20 protein-coding genes are annotated in these 23,295 nt (G+C 43.4%); 10 read left to right on the plus strand and 10 right to left on the minus strand.

The window, feature by feature from the left end; genetic code table 11:
- The first annotated feature begins 702 nt into the window (after positions 1–702).
- The 3 genes from H6G83_RS22680 to murI all read left to right on the plus strand — a co-directional run bounded on the left by H6G83_RS22680 (position 703) and on the right by murI (position 6,501).
- On the plus strand, positions 703–2,598 hold the full coding sequence (locus H6G83_RS22680) for an N-acetylmuramoyl-L-alanine amidase (RefSeq protein ID WP_190476231.1): 1,896 nt from the start codon (positions 703–705) through the stop codon (positions 2,596–2,598).
- 747 nt (positions 2,599–3,345) lie between these two features.
- Positions 3,346–5,226 carry an N-acetylmuramoyl-L-alanine amidase gene (locus tag H6G83_RS22685; protein WP_190476232.1) on the plus strand — a complete coding sequence of 627 codons (1,881 nt, stop codon included), beginning with the start codon at positions 3,346–3,348 and terminating at the stop codon, positions 5,224–5,226.
- A gap of 408 nt (positions 5,227–5,634) precedes the next feature.
- Positions 5,635–6,501: a glutamate racemase gene (gene murI / locus H6G83_RS22690; protein WP_190476233.1), complete on the plus strand. Its 867-nt coding sequence runs from the start codon at positions 5,635–5,637 to the stop codon at positions 6,499–6,501.
- A gap of 103 nt (positions 6,502–6,604) precedes the next feature.
- Here the strand turns inward: murI and H6G83_RS22695 are convergent, their stop codons facing one another.
- A complete protein-coding gene (locus tag H6G83_RS22695; RefSeq protein ID WP_190476234.1) occupies positions 6,605–6,802 on the minus strand; it encodes a hypothetical protein in 198 nt (65 codons plus the stop codon).
- A gap of 1,634 nt (positions 6,803–8,436) precedes the next feature.
- On the opposite strand from H6G83_RS22695, the gene sds reads away from it, so the two are divergent.
- Positions 8,437–9,408 carry a solanesyl diphosphate synthase gene (sds, locus tag H6G83_RS22700; protein WP_190476235.1) on the plus strand — a complete coding sequence of 324 codons (972 nt, stop codon included), beginning with the start codon at positions 8,437–8,439 and terminating at the stop codon, positions 9,406–9,408.
- 95 nt (positions 9,409–9,503) lie between these two features.
- Here the strand turns inward: sds and H6G83_RS22705 are convergent, their stop codons facing one another.
- A complete protein-coding gene (locus H6G83_RS22705) occupies positions 9,504–9,977 on the minus strand; it encodes a hypothetical protein (protein WP_190476251.1) in 474 nt (157 codons plus the stop codon).
- Between the two features lie 207 nt (positions 9,978–10,184).
- Here H6G83_RS22705 and hetZ point away from each other — a divergent pair, with 207 nt between their 5' ends.
- The 5 genes from hetZ to H6G83_RS22725 all read left to right on the plus strand — a co-directional run bounded on the left by hetZ (position 10,185) and on the right by H6G83_RS22725 (position 16,283).
- A complete protein-coding gene (gene hetZ / locus H6G83_RS22710; RefSeq protein WP_190476236.1) occupies positions 10,185–11,390 on the plus strand; it encodes a heterocyst differentiation protein HetZ in 1,206 nt (401 codons plus the stop codon).
- The gene (locus H6G83_RS36285; RefSeq protein WP_313936769.1) at positions 11,383–11,505 is read left to right on the plus strand and encodes a hypothetical protein; all 123 of its coding nucleotides are present in this window, start codon (positions 11,383–11,385) and stop codon (positions 11,503–11,505) included. Before hetZ ends, H6G83_RS36285 begins: the two co-directional genes overlap by 8 nt.
- Before the next feature lie 75 nt (positions 11,506–11,580).
- Positions 11,581–12,354, plus strand: coding sequence for a PatU (locus H6G83_RS22715; RefSeq protein WP_190476237.1), 774 nt, complete (start codon positions 11,581–11,583; stop codon positions 12,352–12,354).
- Between the two features lie 340 nt (positions 12,355–12,694).
- Positions 12,695–15,007, plus strand: coding sequence for a transglutaminase TgpA family protein (locus H6G83_RS22720; protein WP_190476238.1), 2,313 nt, complete (start codon positions 12,695–12,697; stop codon positions 15,005–15,007).
- Between the two features lie 592 nt (positions 15,008–15,599).
- The gene (locus H6G83_RS22725; RefSeq protein WP_190476239.1) at positions 15,600–16,283 is read left to right on the plus strand and encodes an AMIN domain-containing protein; all 684 of its coding nucleotides are present in this window, start codon (positions 15,600–15,602) and stop codon (positions 16,281–16,283) included.
- A gap of 316 nt (positions 16,284–16,599) precedes the next feature.
- Here H6G83_RS22725 and H6G83_RS22730 read toward each other — a convergent pair whose 3' ends face one another.
- The 5 genes from H6G83_RS22730 to H6G83_RS22750 all read right to left on the minus strand — a co-directional run bounded on the left by H6G83_RS22730 (position 16,600) and on the right by H6G83_RS22750 (position 19,581).
- Positions 16,600–16,818 carry a type II toxin-antitoxin system HicB family antitoxin gene (locus H6G83_RS22730; RefSeq protein ID WP_190476240.1) on the minus strand — a complete coding sequence of 73 codons (219 nt, stop codon included), beginning with the start codon at positions 16,816–16,818 and terminating at the stop codon, positions 16,600–16,602.
- Entirely contained in the window at positions 16,811–17,023 is a 213-nt protein-coding gene (locus tag H6G83_RS22735) for a type II toxin-antitoxin system HicA family toxin (RefSeq protein ID WP_190476241.1), read from the minus strand. Before H6G83_RS22735 ends, H6G83_RS22730 begins: the two co-directional genes overlap by 8 nt.
- Positions 17,024–17,082: 59 nt before the next feature.
- On the minus strand, positions 17,083–17,322 hold the full coding sequence (locus H6G83_RS22740; protein WP_190476242.1) for a 2Fe-2S iron-sulfur cluster-binding protein: 240 nt from the start codon (positions 17,320–17,322) through the stop codon (positions 17,083–17,085).
- Between the two features lie 15 nt (positions 17,323–17,337).
- Positions 17,338–18,813: a cobyric acid synthase CobQ gene (cobQ, locus tag H6G83_RS22745; protein ID WP_190476252.1), complete on the minus strand. Its 1,476-nt coding sequence runs from the start codon at positions 18,811–18,813 to the stop codon at positions 17,338–17,340.
- Between the two features lie 363 nt (positions 18,814–19,176).
- A complete protein-coding gene (locus H6G83_RS22750) occupies positions 19,177–19,581 on the minus strand; it encodes an Npun_F0494 family protein (RefSeq protein ID WP_190476253.1) in 405 nt (134 codons plus the stop codon).
- 203 nt (positions 19,582–19,784) lie between these two features.
- On the opposite strand from H6G83_RS22750, the gene H6G83_RS22755 reads away from it, so the two are divergent.
- Entirely contained in the window at positions 19,785–20,222 is a 438-nt protein-coding gene (locus H6G83_RS22755; protein ID WP_190476243.1) for a peroxiredoxin, read from the plus strand.
- 245 nt (positions 20,223–20,467) lie between these two features.
- Here H6G83_RS22755 and H6G83_RS22760 read toward each other — a convergent pair whose 3' ends face one another.
- The 3 genes from H6G83_RS22760 to H6G83_RS22770 form a co-directional block, all read right to left on the minus strand.
- The gene (locus H6G83_RS22760) at positions 20,468–20,848 is read right to left on the minus strand and encodes a hypothetical protein (protein ID WP_190476244.1); all 381 of its coding nucleotides are present in this window, start codon (positions 20,846–20,848) and stop codon (positions 20,468–20,470) included.
- A gap of 160 nt (positions 20,849–21,008) precedes the next feature.
- Positions 21,009–21,896, minus strand: a complete 888-nt coding sequence (locus tag H6G83_RS22765) for an ABC transporter permease (RefSeq protein ID WP_190476245.1) — start codon at positions 21,894–21,896, stop codon at positions 21,009–21,011.
- 104 nt (positions 21,897–22,000) lie between these two features.
- A complete protein-coding gene (locus H6G83_RS22770) occupies positions 22,001–23,020 on the minus strand; it encodes an ABC transporter ATP-binding protein (RefSeq protein ID WP_190476246.1) in 1,020 nt (339 codons plus the stop codon).
- Positions 23,021–23,295: the final 275 nt, after the last annotated feature.

Here is a 23,295-nt window from a genome sequence, read left to right on the forward strand (position 1 = left end):
CAGGTGACAGGTGACAGGTGACACTTGTTATTCTCGCCTGCTCCCCTGCTCCTCTGCTCCCCTGCTCCTCTGCTCCCCTGCTCCTCTGCTCCCCTGCTCCCCACCTCCCCACTCCACTTGCAAGGAAACTTCTCCCCTCTAATCTCCGTCCCCTGGAATTATTGATTTTATTTTTTATCTGATCACTATTAGTATTCGGAATGTTTTTTCTTGCCTAACTCCAAACCAAACACTGTTGTAATTAGATTCCGCCGTCAAACAATGATAATATTTGTCTCTTAAAGAAAAACTCAACCTCAAAATTTATGGCAGTAGACACGTAGATTAGAAAATAGATGGATTATAAAATCCTTATACCAAGAAGCCTGTCCCCTGTCCCCTGTCCCCTGCTATGAAATCCATAATGATATCAATTCTCATTCTTTGGTAAGCTCAACAATTGCTAACTAGCATTTTTCAATAAATGTAGTTTCTGCATATTGTAGTGTGGCATTTCATGCTTCACGACAAAAATCATGTGTTTTGATAGTGGGGCAGTAATTAAGGGCATACTGAAATTCTAAGCGATTATATTGTGTTTTTATACATATTTTCAGGCAAAAGAGGGTATCAAGGCTCAAAATCAGGTGGTCAAGAGGTGACGACTTGCCAATATGTTGAGGTATTGACGGCTCTCATGAATGCGAATCAGGAGAAAGGATTGTGAAATTACACTGGTTACTATCTGGTACTGTTGGCACTGTTTTATTACTGTCCTCGCCGGCTTTGGCTGCGAGGTTAAATTCTTGGCGCTTTGATGTCAATCAAAACCGCTTGGAAATTAATACTACAGGTGCTGTCCAACCCAGAGCGCAACTGATTTTTAACCCCACACGTCTAGTAATTGATTTGCCAAACGTCACATTTGGGCGATCGCAGTTAACACAACCAGTAGGTGGTAGTGGTAGAGTCCGTTCTGTGCGGATCGGGCAATTTGACCCGCAAACTACCCGCATAGTAGTCGAACTCGCTCCTGGTTACACACTCGACCCCCAGCAAATCAAATTTGTCGGTATTACTCCTAGCCGTTGGACAGTACAGTTACCCAATCCCATTGCCGAGCGCGTAGAGTCGTCCTCAGACAATAGTTATAATGTAGTGACGATTGACTCAGATAGTAGACCAAATCTCCCCAACAATCCTAGACCAGAGTTACCCAACAATAGCAGACCAGAATTTTCCAACAATACAATTAGCGCCGCCACCGCAGCAACTCAAATTGAAAACCTGCAAGTAACAGGCGATGGTTTTTTTGTGCGGACAAGCGGCGCAAATGCTAAAGTTAGAAGAATAATTCGCAGCTTTGACAGCACTTCTATTTTCGTCGATATAGACGATACAACTTTATCGCCTCGTGTTCAGCGAAATATTTCCGTCGGTAAATACGGTGTTAACCGGGTTGAATTTACTCAAAAACAAGGTAGAACACCTGGTGTCACCATGATCTTGCGGGTAGATAAAAATAGCCCAAATTGGCAAGTATCAAGTAGCAGTTCTGGCGGTTTAGTAGTTCTCCCCAATCGTCTAGTCAGATCACCTAATAACGAATATGGGGAGGGCAACAGCTCCACTGTACCCGATAGAGTCCCTACAACCGACTCCATCGCCACAATTCAATCAATTGACTTGGCTAGTAATGGTACACAACTACTCATTAGAGCCGACCAAACAGTATCTGCAAGCAGTGGTTGGGATAGAAGTTCAGGTTTATTCCGCATCACTATTCCTAACGCCAGGTTATCTCCCCAAGTCACAGGGCCACGTTTAAATGCCAATAGCCCCATTCTCAGGGTACGCCTACAAAGGCAAGACTCCAACACTGTAGTTGTTTTAGTTCAGCCAGCTGCTGGAGTCCAAATTGGGGAACTTAACCAAGTCGGCAACCAACTTTTAGCCCTACAATTACAAGGTTCCCGTCGGCTAGGAATCACACCTCCCTTACCACCCATCCAAGGACAACTACCAGATCCCAACAATCCCCGTCCTTCTATACCCCAACCTGGAACTAGACCAATTCCTAGAGGAAGGGTAGTTGTATTGATTGACCCCGGACATGGTGGTAAAGACCCAGGAGCGATTGGTATAGGTGGAGTCCGAGAAAAAGATATCATCTTACCTATTAGCCAAAGAATTGCCGAAGTCCTTCAGCAAAATGGTGTGCAAGTGGTAATGACCCGAAATTCCGACTACTTCGTCACTCTCCCTGGACGAGTGCAAATGGCGGAACGGGTTGGTGCTGATGTATTTGTGAGTATCCACGCCAATTCCGCAGGTGCAGGTCGTCCCGATGTCAGTGGTTTAGAAACTTATTATTATGACAATGGTTTGAGTTTAGCCCGTGTAGTTCATAACAGCATTCTCCAAAGTGTGAATGTCCGAGACAGAGGAGTGCGGCGAGCAAGATTTTATGTGCTAAGAAAAAGTTCTATGCCCTCTATTCTGGTAGAAACAGGATATTTGACTGGTCGAGATGACATTTCTAAACTACGAAATGCAGCTTACCAAAGACAAATGGCAGATGCGATCGCTCGTGGTATTCTCCAGTATCTGAGAAGGTAAAAAAGGAGATGAGGGAGATGGGGGAGATGAGGGAGTAGGGGGAGTAGGGGGAGTAGCTGACAGGTGTAGGTTTTTTATTGGTGTTCCAAAAACCTTGGTTTGGGGTGTAAGGGTGTAAGGGTGTAGGGGTGTAGGGGTGAATAAAACAATGATTTTCTCGTTAGTTTTAGAGTCCTTACTCACTGCTAGATTAAAAACCTAAACTTGTGAGAGGGGGAGTAGGGGGAGTCTCTTAAGGGCAGGTTTTTCATAAAGTAATCAGTGAGGACTATAAGATTCAGTAAATTATCAGACTTTCATCTACCCCTACACCCCTACACCCTTATACCCCTACACCCTAAAATCAGTGTTTTTGGGTCGAAGTGTAAAAAACCTGCCCTTGAAAGGTAGGGGGAGTAGCGGAAGCAAGTAATAGCAAATGACCAATGACTAATGACTAATGACAACTGACCCATGACCAATGACCAATGACCCATGACCCATGACTAATGTTTTTATTCCTGTTATTCTCCAAGAGTTTGTGTGAATACTAACCACATCCTTATACTCTGAACCTAAATTTCATGCCTTCATGGGTATGGAAAAATCTTAAGGCTGTGTTATTATGTTTCGCCATTAGTTGTATTTTTATACCAGCAAAAAAATTTTATTAGAGCAAAGCTGAAGTTTGAGCGGTGATGGTGTGAGGATTGACCGAGATTTTAGAGCATTAACAGCTCTCATGAACGGACATCAGGAGAAAAAATTGTGAAATTACACTGGTTACTATCCGGTACGGTTGGAACCATCCTATTACTATCGTCGCCAACTTTAGCAGCAAGGCTAGACTCTTGGCGATTTGACGCTAATCAAAATCGCTTAGAGATTAACACTGCGGGCGCTGTACAACCAAAGGCGCAACTGATTTTCAACCCTACACGTTTGGTCATTGATTTGCCAGACACCTCATTTGGCAAACCCCAGTCTACAAGACCAATTGGTGGAGCAATTCGGGCTGTACGTGTAGGGCAGTTTGATCCACAAACGACGCGCATTGTCGTTGAACTTAGCCCTGGTTACACTCTTGACCCCCAACAAATAAAATTTGTCGGCATTAGTCCCAGTCGTTGGACTGTACAGCTACCCATCCCCACCGCAGAGGGAATCTCATCACCTACAGAAATTGCCCAGCAACCAGTACCTACAGTACCATCGCTAACAAATAATAGACCCTCTCCCTTATCGCCTAGAGATATTTACTCAGTCACCCCAACTACCCCAGAACGGCCTGTTAATAATATTGCCTCTGTGACTCAAATTGAAAGTTTAAGAGTTACAGGTGATGGGTTTTTCGTCCGTACTCGTGGCGGTAGTCCTCAGATTCAGGTTAATCGTACAGATGATCGGCGAGTCATCGATATCAATGTTGCGGGCGCATCTTTATCACCCAGTATCCTGCAAAATTTACCAGTTAATCGCTTCGGTGTAAACAGTATTCAACTGACACAACCATCACCGCAAACAGTACGCATTTCCATGCAGGTGGATAGAGACAGTCCCGACTGGCGGGTAATTCCCAGCAGCATAGGTGGACTAATAATTCTACCCGGTAGAAGCGTTACCAACTTACCGCAAAATAATAGTCCCGACACTACCATCTCAGCCAATACCAACTCACCAGCCACCATTCAGGCTGTACAATTGGCAGAAAATGGTACACAACTTTTAATTCGTTCTAACCAACCTGTATCGGCTAGAGGTGGTTGGGATAGAGCCTCTGGACTATACCGCATAATTATTAATAACGCTAACTTATCTCCTAGAGTTACAGGCCCAGTTTTTAATGCCAATAGCCCCATCCTGCGTGTGCGCTTGCAACCCCAAGCAGATAATACAGTAGTTGTTCTAGTACAACCAGCAAGCGGAGTACAAATAGGCGAACTTAATCAAGTTAGTAACCAGCTTTTAGCTTTAGAATTACAACGCTTTAGGCAATTGACACCCCCAGTAGGTTTACCGTCACTTTCTCCACCCAATCGTAGTCAATTACCAGACACCAATATAGATAATCCCATAAATGTCCCTCAACCAATCTCCCGTCCGGTTAACAGGGGTAGACTTTTAGTAGTTATTGACCCTGGACATGGTGGTAAAGACTCTGGTGCGCCTGGTTTAGGTGGGTTACTCGAAAAAGATGTAGTTTTACCTATTGGTCAGAGAATAGCTGCGATTTTAGAGCAGAATGGTGTGCAAACAGTCCTCACAAGGGATGCCGACTTTTTTGTAGAGTTACAAGGGCGAGTAGACATTGCTCAACGGACGAATGCGACTTTATTTGTCAGCGTTCATGCCAATTCTGTGGATGGTCGTCCTGATGTTAATGGTTTGGAAGTATATTATTACGATAGTGGTTATGCTTTAGCAGAAACAGTACGTAAAACTATTCTCCAAAACATTGGCACAATCAAAGACAGAGGCACACGCAAAGCTCGGTTCTATGTCCTGAGAAAGAATTCTATGCCGTCAATTTTAGTCGAAACCGGTTACATGACTGGTAATGAAGATAATCCCAGACTAGGCTCACCAGAATACCAAAGCCGCATGGCAGATGCGATCGCTCGTGGTATCCTGCAATATCTCAAGAGATAAGAATAGGTGACAGGTGACAGGTGACAGGTGACAGGTGACAGGAAAACTAGTTCACTCACAACAGGTAATGCTTTTAACTTTATTTTTGTGTCTATTTCTACCAAATTAAAATTTGAGAATATTGCACTCGAAGCATAGCTGAGGACATAAATCAATCATAAAATTTTTATACCAAAGATGCTTCCCAGCCTCTTCCCTGTCACGCCAGTTCGCTCAACGGAGGGAACCTCCGCACGCGACTGGCTCCCCTGTCACGCCAGTTCGCTCAACGGAGGGAACCTCCGCACGCGACTGGCTCCCCTGTCCCCTAATTAGACTGCGTGTAGATGCAGAATTTAGTAGTCAATTGGTAAATTGTCTGTTAAATTCTGTATTTTAATATTCAAAAATCTCTCACAATATTTGCCTGTGTATTCATCTTCCAGCTTTGAAGGTAATTTTTACGGTTTCTCGCCACAAGAACCTCAACGCGCCCCCATTGGCGTGTTCGATAGTGGTGTGGGTGGGCTAACGGTTTTACGTCAAATTTATCGCCAACTACCTAATGAATCTGTAATATATTTCGGTGATACAGCTAGACTGCCTTACGGTATTCGTTCACAAGCAGAAATTCTCCAGTATGTGCGCGAAATTATGGACTGGATGCAGCAACAACAAGTCAAAATGGTAGTTATGGCTTGTAACACTAGTTCTGCTCTAGTGTTGGATATAGTCCGTGAGGAATACGACATCCCCATTCTTGGTGTCATCCTCCCTGGGGCTAGAGCCGCAGTGCAGCAAGGTAAGCGTATTGGAGTTATTTCCACACCAGCTACAGCCAAGAGTAACGCCTACCGCCAAGCAATTTGGGAAATAGACCCTAATGTGGAAGTTTGGCAAGTTGGTTGTCCTGAGTTTGTTCCTCTGATTGAACAAAACCGCATTCATGACCCCTATACTACGGAAGTAGCCAAGGCTTATTTAGAACCGCTACTCCAGCAAGATATAGACACCTTAGTTTACGGTTGCACCCATTATCCCTTTCTTGCGCCGGTGTTGCGATCGCTCCTTCCCCCCCAAGTCAAAATCATTGACCCTGCTGTTTACGTCGTCACAGCTTGTACTCAAGAATTAGATTTACTTGGCTTAAGCAATACTCATCCACCACTACCAACACGCTTTGCTGTTAGCGGCTGTCCTCAACAGTTCGCCCAGTCAGGAGTACAGTGGTTAGGTTATACTCCATTGGTTGAAGCCGTAGATTTCGCCACCGTACCCATTTCCCAACTTCAATAGGATTTTGCATAATTCGTAATTCTCACCCTACAACTAAAAGCTCTTCTTACTTGTTAACTATCAAATTCTGCTAGCTCGTCTGTAGGGTATTACGAATTTATCATTATTGACTGTTAACTACTTCAGTTACCGTAGATGAAACAGATAATTCCTGTGAATTATTATTTTTCCTCACTACAGTTCGATTATTAATAGTTGGTTTTTTACCAGTTCTTTTAGCTAATCCTAATAATAGATAAACTGTGAATAGGTATCCAGCCGCCAAAATAAAAATCATCATAGGCATACTCCCGTACATCATTTTTACACCAATACTTTTTCAAACACATAATCAAATTGCATAAAGTTAGCAGGACATTGACCAACCAAGAAATTCTTGATGGCTATAATTTGTCATGGCAAACTGTTCCGTAGAGTTTTAAATCTCTTTCCCCAACGGATTTACTATTTAGTTGATTTTGCAGACCATACATTCGACAAGACATAAATCACCACAAAAGTGATTTAAACCGCTTGTCTCAGCAGCCTACCTAGTCCGCTTGATTTTTACTGACATCTTTATTGCCAGAGCCATGCTTACGCTCAACGCAAGCTAAAAACTTGCAGCAACTTCTCCAAGAGAGTTGCCTAGCTCTAAATAAAGAGTTCTCACCGTCAACAAAGAAAGCAAGAAAATACTTTCTTGATTCTCACCTTGACAATGTACTATTTTCGATTCACAACACCATCTAGGTAGCATCACTCGAAAAGCGATCTACTTGTGAGGGGTGAACAATTGAAAAATTTAAAATCCTTACATTTTAGCGTAACACAATAACCTCAAATTTGAAGCAAACTTTGAGGCTAAATTTTAAATTTTCTAGATGGTTACACAGAGGTAAGAAAAACTTACTCTTAACCTAAAAATAACTCATCTGTAGAAGGTAATAGTCAAGACCAAAGATGTACCTCTTAGGTTGTATTCCAGGCCACTCAAGATGTGTACGACTCAACTCAAATTTTCGATATCCAGAAATTAAATGAAGATAGCAAAGACCTTTTGTGATCACAGGCAATGTATAATATTTAACCGTAAAATTACTGATAATGTATATACAGAATTACACAAGTAAGAACGCGCACCTGTGCGCCTTTACGCAATTAAACGTTCTTGCGTAATTAATTATTTTTTGAGTACTCAACCAAGATGAAACAAGATACAACTACACTTCAAATCATTGTTTCGCGATTAATAAACAATTACCTCGGCTTCAAGACTTAAATTTACGGTGAATTAAAAAATTTCTTATTGCCAATACCAAGTCAAAAAATCTTGGCAACACATCCATATTCTATCCGATTGAAATCCGCTATAAGTACCGTCGGGCGGACGGAAACTTTTTACCCTGAGCGCAGTCGAAGAGTTAACGCTTGTGGAGAGATGAATCACTGCTCAAAGCAAGGAAACAAATTTGAGTAAATTCGCTCAGTGAAACAAGAATACCGGTATGTAGCGTAAGCGCTTGGGCGGGGAGCGTCAATTCTGGGAAGTGCCTCACTTAATATTTTGCACTCGAAAATCAGAGTTTAGGGATTTGTGACTAAAAAAATATCCAATCGCCGCCAGCCACCCCCCAAGGAGGATAGAGCAAAGGAGCAGAGAAAGAACTTTATCAAAATTTTTGCTCTTGCTGATTGAATAATTTCTGGAATTTCTTAAACCCCTGATGTTTTAGTAGGATGGGCAGTATAGCGCCAGTTGCTTCCCCAAGGCAGGTGCAAGCTCTCAGTTCATCACTCAGCAAGCTGCTCAACGCTCTGCTACCGCGCTTGGGCGTTGTCCATCAAGAGAAAATGAGAATCTCCTTAGCAAAACCTTGCACTGGCACAGGGTTATCTTAAAATGAGTATAGGATATGTAAACTTTCGTAACTAAAAGTCTGAGTCCGCCAATCCATGACCCCAGCCACCTCCCTGTTTACCCCTGTGGAAGCAGACCTGCGAATACTAGCAGATAACCTGAAACAGCTAGTCGGAAATCGCCACCCCATCTTGTTTGCGGCAGCCGAACATCTTTTCGGAGCTGGGGGAAAGCGTATCAGACCAGCGATCGTGCTGCTGATATCAAGAGCCACAATGTTAGATCAAGACATTACGCCGCGTCACCGCCGCCTGGCCGAGATTACAGAAATGATTCACACGGCTAGCTTAGTACATGACGACGTGGTAGATGAATCAGAAGTACGGCGAGGTGTCCCCACCGTTCATAGTTTGTTTGGCAATCGTATTGCCATTTTGGCAGGAGATTTCTTATTTGCTCAATCTTCCTGGTATTTAGCCAACTTGGATAATTTGGAGGTGGTGAAACTCCTCTCGGAAGTGATTATGGATTTGGCTACTGGGGAAATTCAGCAGGGATTAAACCGCTTCGACGCTAGTATTTCCCTAGAAAATTACATCAGCAAGAGCTATTACAAGACGGCTTCTTTAATTGCTAACAGTTCTAAAGCTGCTGGTTTACTAAGTGAAGTGTCAAGAGAAACTGCCGAACATCTCTATAGCTATGGTCGCCATTTGGGTATAGCATTTCAAATTGTCGATGATATTTTAGATTTCACTAGCACTACAGACACTCTTGGTAAACCAGCAGGGTCAGACCTCAAAAGTGGCAATCTCACTGCACCGGTTTTATATGCTTTAGCCGAAAAACCATATTTGGAGGTGTTGATTGAGCGTGAGTTTGCCCAACAAGGAGATTTAGAGCAAGCACTAGAACTAATCCAAAATAGTCAAGGTATACAGCAGGCGCGAGATTTGGCTGCTCACCACACCAAGTTAGCAATTGAGCATTTAGTGACTTTGCCACCTTCAGAATCTCACCAAGCACTAATCAATATAGCTGAATATACGTTAAGCCGATTGTATTAGTGGGTTTGAGAATTTTTGTTTTTAAATTAGCGTTTCATGACATTTGCAATTTTGGATGTGGGATGTATTGAAAAAATCCTACATCCAAAATTTTTTTAGGCAATATTTGGGGGGATGGGTTTAGGCGATCGCAGTTTTTTTAGCTGTTTGTGCATACGTTTTTGGAAATCATCGCGTCTTACCTCATAGGTGTGAGTGGTCTTACCCGGCGTTTCCAAAAAAACGATACTATCTACGGGTTCTAATGCCACTAATTGGAACAAAATGTGGGTAACAGGGGTAATCACAGGGGTCATGTGAGGGTCTAGCCCAGCATCTAAGATCAAAGAAATATCCTGTATGTTAGGGAAAGCGTAAACAACACGCTTTTCGATTCCTGGGCTTGCTCGATGGCTCAATGTAGTTAAGACCCAGCTACCTTCACTATCTTGAAGAATGTAGTACTGGGGATGACGTAATTTTTGAGCGATCGCCACAAGCAAAGGAGCAATTGCTGTAACAAGATGTGGTGTAACGCCATCATCGGGTGCATTGTTAATCAGCAATTGTATTTGTGCTTCTAAATCCATCTTACTTGTCAACGGCTCCTGGGTAATGGCAATAACATTTATCAAAATGTGATCTATTCCATCAGAGTAGGACTTAATAAAATCAACCACATCCTCGTTGCAGGATTTGGTATGCGTTTAGTGTATACGCAAAACCATAAAGCCAATACCCACGGTCGTCGCAGGTTGTCTATAAGTTTATGTTAGGGTCTAGTGAACATCAACGCTATGAATTCAGCCGCAACAGCAACCATTCCCACCGCCAATTTTCTCTTAGAAAACTCTATAGGTGTGGAGGCCATCTATAAACTGGTTTATCAAGAGTTAAAACAGTTTACCAAAGCTTCAGACCAGAATTGTCAAGATGTAGCAAATCGTATCACTACAGAAGTATACCGAATTTGCACCGAAAGTAAAAGGATTCAAGCTTCCGGTGCTGTAGAAAATTCCGCTATGACCCTAGCCAAGCACCGACTACAACAATGTCTGAGATATTATCAATTAGGTTCCAACCGAGGCAGAGTCGAACTCCACAGTACACTCAGCGCTATTATTTATCGTTACATTAATCCGCCTCAGCGCCAATTAAGTTATCAAGGGCGGCTGACTATCATAGAAGATTTCTTACAAAGTTTTTATTTAGAAGCATTAAATGCTTTCCGTCGGGAAAATCAACTAGGGGCTACATACCGTCCGCAAACTCTCATGGAGTTGGCTGAGTATATGGCCTTTACCGAGCGCTATGGTAAGCGGCGAATTCCTTTACCTGGAAGACAGCAACAGTTAATTATCCTGCGGGCGCAAACCTTTTCCCAACAGCAACCCCCCGAAACCAACGTCGATATTGAACAAGCTTCCGAAGGTAGTTCTAATGAAGGAGACGGTTCTTGGGAAGAACCAGCCGTACAGAGATTGCGATCGGCAATGGCTACTCAACCAGAACCAGAACCAGAAGAAGATACCTTACGCTCTGTAGTCATTACCGAATTAATGGATTATTTGGAGCAAAAACAACAATCCGACTGTGCTAATTACTTTTCTCTGCGTCTTCAGGATATGTCAGCTCAAGAAATTGAGAACGTTTTAGGATTAACACCACGTCAGCGAGATTACTTACAACAACGCTTTAAGTATCATTTGATTCGGTTTGCTTTGTTACATCGCTGGGAATTAGTTCACGAATGGTTAGAAGCTTCCCTGCATACTAATTTGGGCTTAACTCCCCAACAGTGGCAAGCCTACACCGCTCAACTAGACGAGAAACAAAGGTCTTTACTAGACTTGAAACAACAAGGTCAACCAGACGAAAAAATTGCCAAAACTTTAGGGTTATCAATGGCACAACTACAGAAGCGGTGGTTTAAGATTTTAGAACAAGCTTGGGAAATTCGCAATTCCCTAGTGTCCGGATCAAGTGCATCTACTCATGAATAGTGACTCAGAATCCTTACAAAAGTACTTACTCGGTTTGTTGGCAGATCCTGTCAACAAACAAGAGAATAGTAAAGAAAGCTGTCAGGATTTGGCGGGGAAAATCTTTCTCAAATAACTTGCTACTTGACGAAGTAGCCAGCATAACTGAAAAAGGTAGTCCCAAACCTTTTGATTAGGAGAAATTCCTACTGTGCAAGAACGTTTTCAATCCGTCGTTAAACGTCGGTTACAAATTCACATCGAAAATAACCCACCCCTATTTCCCTGGGAAAGTCAATTAGTAGAATACCCAGATTATATTGAAGAATCATCATTGGCGTTAACTCCCAATTGGGGCTGGTTAGCCCAGCAAGCAAAGCTGAACTTACCCGTAACCCTACCGGAAAAAGTTTTCCAAGAAATTTTGGAAAAATGCCAGCAGATGGTGACATCTTCATTGCCTTTGGGGGCAAAATTAGTTCAGGTAGTCGAAAATTTCTTTCCTAATGAGTCAAAAACAATTAATGACTTAGCTGGGTTAGTACTGCGAACCAGTTATAGATCGCCGGAAATGGATACCAGTCCTCATATTCAGAGCGATTACGCAGATTTAGATCCTCGTCAACAAATGGCTTTGTCTTTGCTGGCGGCTAAACACCTGCTAACTAACCTGACTCTACCAGTGTCAACAGCCCAACCTGTGGTTGAAAGACTTTGGTTGACTAGCCTTGGTGCTTTGACTTTGCGGGTAGAATGCTACACCCAAGGAGATGTTACCCAGTTAGTTGTCCACAGCGATTTACCAACTCAGGGAATTTTGACACTGCAAGGTAACGGCAGTATTGCGATGGCGCAGTCGTCAACCCCAGGATGTTTGAGTGTAGAGTTAAGCTGCAAACAACTTCAATCAATTTATACATTAGAGGTTGATTGCCCGGAACTCGATCAGCAACCTTTGCTATTTGTCATTAATCCCTCAATCTAGCGAAAATTATCAGCGCTAGCACAATATGAAAGAGGGTATAGAGGTTAGAGGCGCTTAGGTTAGGGTCACAGATGTGAGGCGCTTAGGCGAGAATCTTACACTCAGCACTCACTACTCTAGACTCAGCATTGGCTCAAAGTCAACCTACCGCGCTTGGACACTCAACACTCATCAGTTTTTTCTCAACCAAGGGTCATTAGGGCTTCTACAATTACCCGCAGCGAGAATGAAAATTTACGACTTACCTATACTCCCAAAAGTTGTTTTCGGGGGGTTCCTGTTGTCTTAGAGGAACTTCCCGAAACTTTGTATCTATAGCAGGGGACAGGGGACATTTCTAATGAATCAATTTTGGCGTTTAGGAGTCAGTTGGGATTGGCGACAACATAACCAGGGTTCGCCATTGTTGGAAGTAGAAGATTCCATTCCTTTGCGGGTACTAGTGCTAGCGTTGGTAATTATCGGGATTGTGGCAATGGATATTGCTGCTGCCACCACGTTTAGTTTCTGGGCTATACCTATAAGTGTGGTGGGTACAGTTTGGGGTTATTATTATCGCCGTAAAGCTAATACTGCTATTAAGTTTTGCATTGCGATCGGTATGTTGATGGCACTGGGGGGTTTTTTTGGACGAATATTTGGCGAATTAAATGATACGCGGTTGGCTTTAGCAGAGTTGTTAATTCAATTGCAAGTTCTCCACAGTTTTGATGTACCCCGGCGTAAAGACTTGGGTTACTCAATTGTGATTGGGTTAATTTTGTTGGGTGTGGCGGCTACATTAAGTCAAACGCTGGCGTTCGCACCTGTATTACTATTATTTTTAGCGATCGCACTCCCTACGTTAGTCTTCAATTACCGCTCACAACTGGGAATAAACAATTCAAAACTCAAAAGTCAAAAGTCAAAAAAACAGAAATCATCTTCTGGGGTTCCTAGTTATTTTCTATTGTTTGGAGTGGTTGTCGGTTTAGGGTTGGTGGTTTTTGCCCTTTTACCCCGATTTCCAGGGTATCAACTGCGGACTTTTCCGGTGAGTTCTCCTATCGAGGTCAATCAGAGTTTTACGGGTCGCTCTATTATTAATCCTGGTTATGTTCGTCAAGGTAATGCTAATAACCAAGGTAATGGTACTGGTAGTAATCAGCAAAATCAAAATGGTGAACCTGGTAAGGTAGATGATAGTTTTTATTACGGGTTCAATAGCCAGATGAACCAAAACCTGCGGGGAGAGATGAAACCCCAGGTGGTGATGCGGGTGCGATCGCAAGCTGAGGGATTTTGGCGAGTGTTGGCTTTTGACCGTTACACAGGTAAGGGTTGGGAAATTTCCCGCAATGATGATGTGACAACTATCAAGCGATCGCCTTGGTCTTACCAAATTTATATTCCCCCAGCACCAATATCTGGCAGAACTAAGGAAGTAGTGCAGACTTACACTGTAGTGTCGGATTTGCCTAACTTAATTCCCGCCCTGTCTTATCCCAGGGAACTTTACTTTCCTACGCCGATGGTCGCCCTTGATAAGGAAGGGGGGTTACGCGCACCTGTTGGTTTATCGAAAGACCTGACCTATACTGTGATTTCTGATGTGCCTTTGCGCGATCGCACTTTACTAGGAAAAGCTACTAACGATTATCCCCAGAGTATCAAAAAGCATTACCTGCAAATCCCGTCAGAAATTGCCGCCAAAGTCAAGCAACGTACCGAAGAAATTTTAGCTGAATACGACCAACAACTTGTATGGAAGTCAGAAACTAAAAAGACTTTGGATTCAACCTATGAAAAGGTATTGTATTTAGCTCAGTACGTCAAGCAACATTATGCCATCCCGGAAAATCCTTTAGAATTCCCGCATTTGAATGATAACGAGGACTTGGTAGAGGCGTTTCTATTTAAATATAAAGGCGGTTATCCAGACCACTTTTCCACAGTCCTGACGATGATGCTGCGGTCTATTGGTATCCCAGCGCGGTTAGTAGCGGGTTTTGCGGCGGGAGAATTTAACCCTTTCACAGGGATGTATGTTGTGCGTAACACTGATGCTTACGCGATGACGGAAGTGTATTTTCCTAAATATGGTTGGTTTGCTTTTGACCCAATTCCCAATCATCCTTTGATTCCGCCTTCAGTTGAGGATGTGCAGACTTTTAGCGTGCTACGACAATTTTGGCAATGGGTAGCGGGGTGGTTGCCTTCGCCGGTGACAGGTTTACTTAATAATGTATTTAGTTGGATTGGTAAGGCGATCGCTTGGTTTTTTGGTCTATTTACTCAAGGTTGGTTCGGCATATTAACAGGCTTAATTGTAGGAACAACCACAGGATTTTTTGCTTGGCTGGGTTGGACACAGTGGCAAGAATGGCGTACTCGTCGCAGGTTGGGTAAACTTCCCCCAATGGAAAGCCTTTATCAACAAATGCTACAATGGACAGCCAAAAAAGGTTTAGGTAAACATCCAGCTCAAACGCCCTTGGAGTATGCCAAAGTATCATACCAGCATCATGGAACGACAACCGCCCAAGTCATCGATGAAATTTGTCAAGCCTATGTTAGCTGGCGCTATGGCGGTCAAAAGCCTAACTTAAATCAACTAAGGCAGAGATGGGAAGAGTTGAAAAAGACGAGTGGCGATCGCGTCAGTAGTAGTTAAAACTTCTTAATCAAAAACATTGCCAATTTTCTTGTAGGATGGGCATCTTGCCCGTCCTATATTCTTTGTGGGCGACCCCAAAACAGGTAATACCAATTGGAAAACAGAAGGCGACAGATATAGAACTTACGCATAAAAACGAAAAATCAAGGGTTTGGGCAAGGGTGTAGGGGTATAGCGCAAAGTCTGAGCGGTTCGCGTAGCGTCTCGTAGAGAGGCTTCCTCCGTTGGCGCAGCCCGCCGTTCGCGGTAGCGTCTCTGAAAGAGAAGGCATCAGAACTTTGTAAGAGAGGGGTATAGGGGTGTAAATCTTTAAAACCCTTACACCCTTACACCCTTACATTAATTTCTGCAACATTTCTGCACCTCAAAGCGTGAAAATGCAAATGTAACTGGCTTCTCAAGGTAATCTGCAAAGACAATTAATCATCAGTAGCATTTCACCAACTGGGAAATTTAATGCTACACCTGAAACAGCCCAGGTCAGACCGGAAAATTCTCCTAGCCATTAGCATAGTCAGCAGTGGTTCAGGATCAACGGGTGATCATTGATTTCCCAGCCTGATGGCTGAACATATAAGGATAAATAGTGATGTCTAAGGCAATAATGAGTAACAACATCCAGGGAAGCAAGCAATTGTTTGGCACTAGTTTATGTATTGCCATTACCTTATTTGCTTTTAGTGGTATTGCGGCTGGTGAGCAGATAGCAAAGCTAAATAATTGGCGCTTCTACCCAGACACGAAAAAGCTAGAAATTACGCTTTCATTGGGTAAAACACCACAATACTTTTACCTCAACGAACCGCCAAGACTAGTTGTAGATATTCCCGATACCCAATTAGGTAAAGTTTCCACCCAAGAACAATATACTGGCCCTGTGCAAAGAGTCCGTGTATCCCAGATGAGTGCTAATGTTACTCGTATTGTCTTGGATTTAGCCCCAGGCTCGGCTGTAGATGCTAACAAAGTGCAACTAAAACCAGTTTCCCCTAAAAACTCCACTCGCTGGATTTTACATCCAACAATTGTCAAAGTTGCCACAAAACCAAGTAGCCAACAACCAACAAATGTTAATTCTCTACAATTACCCAGCACTCTACCGTCAATCAATGCTACACAGCAGCCTTTTGTGAGTGTACCTCCCCTCAACGCTAATAATCCCAATCCCCAACCAAATACTGTTGTCAACGCTAATTCTTCTACTCCGCCAGCCCCGACTTTACCCAATTTTCCAGTAATTGAGTTTGGTCAACCTCTGCCTAAATCTCGTTAACAATGTAGTTGGTAATAGCTGATAGGTAATAGTTCCAAATTCCATAGTCAAATATAGGCAGACGCAGGCTTCTTTGGCTTTAAGCAACTCTACTTTTAGCTTGGACAAGCCGGAACAATAGAGTTATACGCCTTGGATGTACTACCAGACATCCCCTATCCCTGAGAATAGATTTGAGACAATCAAACCCCTTGGGATTACATTTTCTGCCGATGTTAAATGCTCCATTCACATCGGCATGAATTTTTGCACCTGAATAATGCTATTACCTTAGCGCAGGGAGAGAGGCGATCGCAAAAACTTACCGCCTCTGTGATTATGCAGCGTTACAAACTGTCGGTTCTGGAAGCGCATCACCGACAGCTTCATAAGCAATAATCAAGGACTCTAAAGCTTCAATGCCATTTTTGACTGCTAATTCGTAAGTATCCCCATGAGTGCGCCAGCGTTGCCCAGGAAAATCTGGTAAGCCAACCAAAAAGCAATTATCTTCAAGAGACCACTGAATCACCATTTGATACTTGAGCTTATTCATCTTTTTGCTGATCCTCTACCGCCTCTATTGCCTGTCTTACTTCCTTTTCTTGGTAAGGTTTGGCATCTGCTCCATCTTTGCCTGAAATTGTAATCTTTCCAGCATACAAGGGATGCACCCAGTTAGTATGACTTCCTTTCCCTGGTAGTTCTGTAAAACCAACTTGGCGGAGCATCTGCTTTAGTTCCCTAATTTTTTTAGGCATTGTTCTATATTTTATGATAGTCTAATGCCACTCTATCCAAGCCCCAATAAATTCGGAAATTACCAAGTTGGATCGCTAAATAAATGAATGGTTAACTCTTCGCGTCCTGATGGGATAGCGGTAAGACAAGCGCGGATGATGTCCCCATCTTCGAGTTCTACTGTGCAAGCATGACAAGAACCCATGCGACAACCAGTGGGAATGAAAACTCCCGCCCGATCTGCTACATCTAACAGGGCTTCTCCCACTTCAGCATTAATGGTGACATCATCTGGCAAAAATCGGACGCGAACAGTCATGGAATACTAGCCTCGCTAAGGCAGAAACGGTGTTAAGTCTAAATGGTTTTCTATCTCAGTAGCTATATTATCTAACATCTGCTCTCGCTGTTCTCTATAATTAGCCACACCTGTAGGTAGGGATTTTAAACCACGCTGTTGACGCAGACGATTGAGCCAAGCGCGTCGCCAAGGGCCGTTGTCAAATAATCCATGCAGATAACTACCCCATACAGATTGACAACTATCAACTAACCCCAAGTTAACATCATCAAACAGGGCTTGGAAGGCTTTGCTATCACCTTGCGGTTCTATACGCGATCGCCCTTGGTGAATCTCGAAGCCATTAACTGGTAAGCCCATCTGCGGGAAATTTGAGCTAACTTGGCGCTGACGGGCAATTTTTTGTCCAGTAATCACGGTTCTAATTGGTAAGAGATTTAAGCCTTGATATCTACCAGCTTGTCCTTCTATCCCTTCTGGATCGGCGATAATTTGCCCTAACATTTGGTAGCCACCGCAAATCCCTAACACTGTACCACCAGAAGCTGCATAGTTTTGAATTGCTTCTGCCATACCAGTTTTTTGCAATAATATCAAGTCGGCAATTGTGGTTTTTGTTCCTGGTAGAATTACCGCGTCTGGATGTCCTAAATCTTGTTTTGGACTGATGTATTTAACTGCAACTGTGGGTTCTGATTCTAAGGGGTCAAAGTCGGTAAAGTTGGCAATTCGCGGTAAACGAACGACGGTGATATTGAGATCGGCTTGGGATTTCTGTGCTTTGCGTTCTAGTAAGTCCAGGGAATCTTCGGCGGGGAAAATTTCTTGTAGGTAAGGAATAACACCAACAACAGGGATACCAGTCTTTTCTTCTAACCATTTGATTCCCGATTCTAAAAGCGATCGCTGTCCCCGGAATTTGTTTATGACTACGCCTTTAATCAGTTGACGTTCTTCTGGTTCTAATAGTTCTAATGTACCAACTACGTGAGCAAAAGCACCACCACGGTCAATATCAACTACCAATAGGGTTGGCGCATTTAAGTATTTTGCCACCCGCATATTGGTTAAGTCGCGGTGCTTAAGGTTAATTTCTGCTGGACTACCTGCACCCTCACAAACGATTAAATCAAATTCAGTTCCCAGATGTTGTAGAGATTCTTCAATCGCCCGCCAACCGATGTCAAAATACTGCTCATAATAGTCAACCGCGCTAACTCTACCTACAGGTCTACCTCTGATAATCACTTGCGAAGTCATATCCCCTTGGGGCTTGAGTAATATGGGATTCATTTCCACCCAAGGTATCACCCCAGCCGCCCAAGCTTGGACTGCTTGTGCGTAGCCAATTTCCCCCCCGTTAGCTGTGACATAAGCATTTAACGCCATATTCTGTCCCTTAAAGGGTGCAACTCGCCAACCACGCCTTGACAAAATGCGACAAATAGCTGTGCTGATGAGTGATTTCCCTGCATGGGATGTTGTTCCCACTACCATTATTGATTTCATAGCCACTGTTAATTCGTAATTTGTAATACCCTACGGGTAGGCTTACGCCTAGATATTGGTAATTTCTAAATACTTTTGTATTTATAACCTTGTTGTAAATAATTGGTGTGAGATATTTGCAGGATAATATAGCAATTTGCTGCTTATATGTCAGAGCATCAGGCAGCTACTAAGATGAATTGAGCGCGGGTATTTGTCCTTGGTTCCAAGGATATGCCAGCGCCATTGTATATGTTCCCACCCAAATTAACAATCTCACCAATTCAGTGAGATGAAAATGGTGAAGACTTGATAAATGGGTTGATGTGTCTTTGTATATATTGTTCCCTAGAAATCCCCAATCCTAACTTTCTGGTTTTGATTTTAGAAGGGAAGCCTAAACCAACGAATCACGGTATCGTGTAAGCGATCGCGCCATGAAGCTACAGGCTGACTTTTTCCCTGATACTCTTCTATCAGTTGATGTCCCAGGGGAGTGAGGCGGAAACTATCTGTAATTCCCTGTCCGTCTACTTCGCGCCGCAATACTCCCACTTGAATTAACCATCCCAACTCGTTATCACCAGCCAACTCAGACAAGGGCTTTTTGGTATAACCATGCTTAACACCTGTTTCATTAGCGATCGCACTTAATGAAACGCTCTGACTACGCATGGTTTCAAATAATTTTAGATGGAAGGGAGAACAAATAAGCGATCGCCTAGCTCGTTCTACCGTAATTGGTGGATAAGAAAACGCTTTCGGTGTTGAAGAATCTATTATCGGCATAATTTGTGAGTCATTAGTCATTAGTCAACAGTCCATAGTCAACAGTCCATAGTCAACAGTCCATAGTCAACAGCAAGCGCAAAGCCTTTACCCCTTCCCCTTTCCCCCTTCCCCTTTCCCCCTTCCCAAAATTGTCATGAAATTATTGTAAATTATTGTAAAATCTCAGAGTCATCAAAAATCTGAAACAGGAAAGGTTCATTATGCCTCTAGCGGTTGGTACGGATGCACCTGCATTTACCGTCAAAGATACCAACGGTAACACCGTTTCGTTATCTGATTTTGCTGGGAAGACTGTAGTTTTGTATTTTTACCCCAAAGATGACACACCAGGCTGCACTAAACAAGCTTGTAGCTTCCGTGATGCTCGATCTGATTACCAAAATAAGGATGTAGTCATTTTAGGTGTGAGTGCTGATGATGAAGCTTCTCATCAAGCCTTCACCCAAAAATATAATTTGAATTTTCCTCTACTGGCTGACACCAACCAAAGCTTAATCAAAGCTTACGACGTTGATGGCGGCGGTTATGCCAAGCGCGTTACCTACGTAATTAGCCCAGAAGGTAAAATCATTCATGTTGATGCTAGTGTCAACACAGCAACCCATGCTAGCGATGTTTTAACAGCTTTGGGACTGTAAGCTGAATATTTCAGTGAACAGTTATCAGTTATCAGTTATCCTGACTTTTCACGTTATGTGGAAAAGCGTTCCGTCAGACCTAACCCCCCAGCCCCCTTCCCTTGTAGGGAAGGGGGAGAAATCAAAGCCTCTCTCCTTGTAGGAGAGAGGTCTTCCAGATCCCGTGAAAAGTCAGATCAGTTATCAGATTATGTTAACTGTTCGCTGATAACTGTTTACTGATGAGTCTCTCTCATCTTCTGGCATTAATTATTCCCTGGAACAGACAAATTTGATGGATTAGCGGCTGGTTGAGTCGTATTTTGAGGTACAAGAAGTATTTGCCCTTGCTGTTGATTGTTGGTTGCTCTGTTTTGTCTTTCTCTGAACGCTTTAGCAGCATCATCTATTGCTTCGTTCTGGCGGTTGGGGTCAAATGTACTATTGCCAAAGTTTGCCCGATGAATTAGGTCAAACATATTGAAATTGCCAGAGTTAAAGTCAATATTATTATTTTGGGTATCATTATTACCGCCTGCATCTACAGTTCCCAGTTGGGCAAAGCTTGGCTGTACTGTCAGCAAGGAAGCAACGCTAATTCCGGCTAAACCTACTAATAGTCTGGTTGGTAAAAATAGTTTTTTCATGGTTTTTGACTCTAAAATTTCTCTAACACTATTGTCAGTTAAAAGTGCTGAGTACTGAGTACTGGAGCGGGGAAGCGGAGCTTTGAGCCAGGGCTAAGTAATTATTTTTACCTCCGTTCCTCTGCTCACCCAATCCCCAGTACCCAATCCCCAGTCCATTTTAAGCAAGAGTCCGGCGTAATTGAGGCTGAATACTCAATAATGCAATTAAAGCGAAGCTAAACAATATTAGCAATGCTCCACCAAAAGTAACATCACCCCAAGGCGCTTGCATGACCACATCGCCTAATCCCCAATTATTGTGGAGATAGAGATAACGAATGGGTTCGATCGCATAGCTGAGAGGATTGAGGGTAGCGACAACCTGCAACCATTTGGGCATGAAGGATAAAGGAGCGAGGGCGGTACTCGCAAAGAGTAAAGGTAGGTTAGTAACAAAAATTACCGCAATTAATTCGATATGTCCAGGGAGAGCAAAAGCCAATCCCAAGGAAATTGCTGTGACACCTAAAGCCAGTAGGAAGACAATGAGGGCGATCGCACCTAATCCGGCTACATCTGGTAGTCCAGCACCCAGAAACGCCGCCGCGCCGACAATTACGGCTGCTTGTAGTAAGCTTTGGCTGACAATAAAGATTGCTGAAGCAAAGACAATAGAAAACCGGGATGCTAGTGGTGCAACTAACAAACGATTCAAAAAGCCGAACTCACGGTCAAACATAACAGGCAATCCGGCATTCAAAGCTCCTGCAAAAGCGGTAAATACTATCACACCCGCAGCTAGAAATTGACCGTAATTTGTCGTACTACCAAATAAACCTTTTGGGGCATTTTGGAATAAAGCGCCGAATAACACCAACCACATTACAGGCTGAATAATACCTGCTAACAAAGTGGAGGGACGGCGTTGTAATTGAATAAATAAGCGACGAGTTAAAGCCAGTGTCTCTTGTGCTAATTCACCAAAGAAATTAGGTGCAGCATCAGCATAGGCTTGCGGTGATGTCGCTGCTTGCCAGTTAATCTCAGTTTTTGGGGTAACACTCATTTTTCTCAGTTATCAGTTATCAGTTATCAGTTATCAGTTATCAGTTGTCAGTTGTCATTAGTCCATACTTATTCCCCCAGTCCCCAGTCCCCAGTCCCCAGTCCCTATCGCATATTCTGCTTTTTCTCAGCTTTGGGATCGCGATTAGCTACTGCTGCTAGTTCTGCATCCAGTAAGGTGCGTCCGGTGGCGGCGAGGTAGACATCATCAAGGCTGGGGCGGGATTGGGCAATGCCGAAAATTGGCAGGCTGGCGTTGTTTAAGGCTTGCTGGATGGTGCTTAGGGCATCGTTCTGTGGTGTTACTACTAAGTTGAGAGAATTACCTTGGGCGTTGTTAATGATGACTTCTTTGACAAAAGGTAATTCTTGTAGTAAGTTTTTGGCTTGTTCTGCTTCTTCGGTGGGGGAGAACTCGCGGATGCGTAGGGTGATGCGATCGCCTCCTACTCTATCTTTTAATTCTGAGGGTGTACCGACGGCAATCACTACGCCACGGTCGATAATCGCGACGCGATCGGCTAGCGCGTCAATTTCTTCTAAATAGTGGCTGGTAATGACAACAGTTGTCCCCGATGCGCGTAACTTTCGCAAAAATTCCCATACCACAAAGCGGCTTTCTATGTCAAGTCCTACAGTTGGTTCATCCAAGACCAACACATCAGGCGCATGAAGTAAGCCAGCAGCTAAGTCTAGGCGCTTGCGTAACCCCCCAGAATAGGTTCCTGTTTTTTTATTGGCGTACTCTTGTAAACCAAGTAAATCTAAAACTGTCTCAATACGCTGTTTGGCTACGGCACTTGGGAGGTGATAAAGTGCTGCTTGTAGTTGCAGCAATTCTCGTCCTGTTAGCACCTTATCCAAGGCGACTTCTTGTGCAACATAGCCTAGCCGTTGTCTAGCTACTCTGGGGTTATCCAACACAGAAATTCCAGATACTTCGATTTTGCCAGCATCTGGTGTGGTGAGGGTACACAAAGCACGCAGAGTAGTTGTTTTACCTGCACCGTTGGGGCCGAGTAAGCCAAAGATTTCTCCCGGTTCTACCTGGAAGGAAACATCTTTGACGGCTTCAACAGTACCGTAACGCTTTTGGAGATTTTGAATTAAAACGGCGGGAGCCATGACAGCTAAACCCTAAATATACAATTCGCAACAATAGATATATATATTGTAGTTGAGTGGTGTGAGGTCAGGCGATCGCGTAGATACATATTGGACAGTTGACAGGTGACAGGTGACAGTTGTTCTCCTCTGCTCCTTTCCCCTCCTGGGAGGGGTTAGGGGCTTTCAAGGGCAGGTTTTTTGAAGAATCAGATGTTAAGATAAATCGTCGTGACACAAAGCAGGTCATGAGCAAAGATTCGGGTTTAAACAGTTGGATTGCGATCGTTAGCCAA

Origin of the sequence: Anabaena azotica FACHB-119 (assembly GCF_014697625.1) — a bacterium.
GTDB classification, from domain to species: Bacteria; Cyanobacteriota; Cyanobacteriia; order Cyanobacteriales; family Nostocaceae; genus Trichormus; species Trichormus azoticus_A.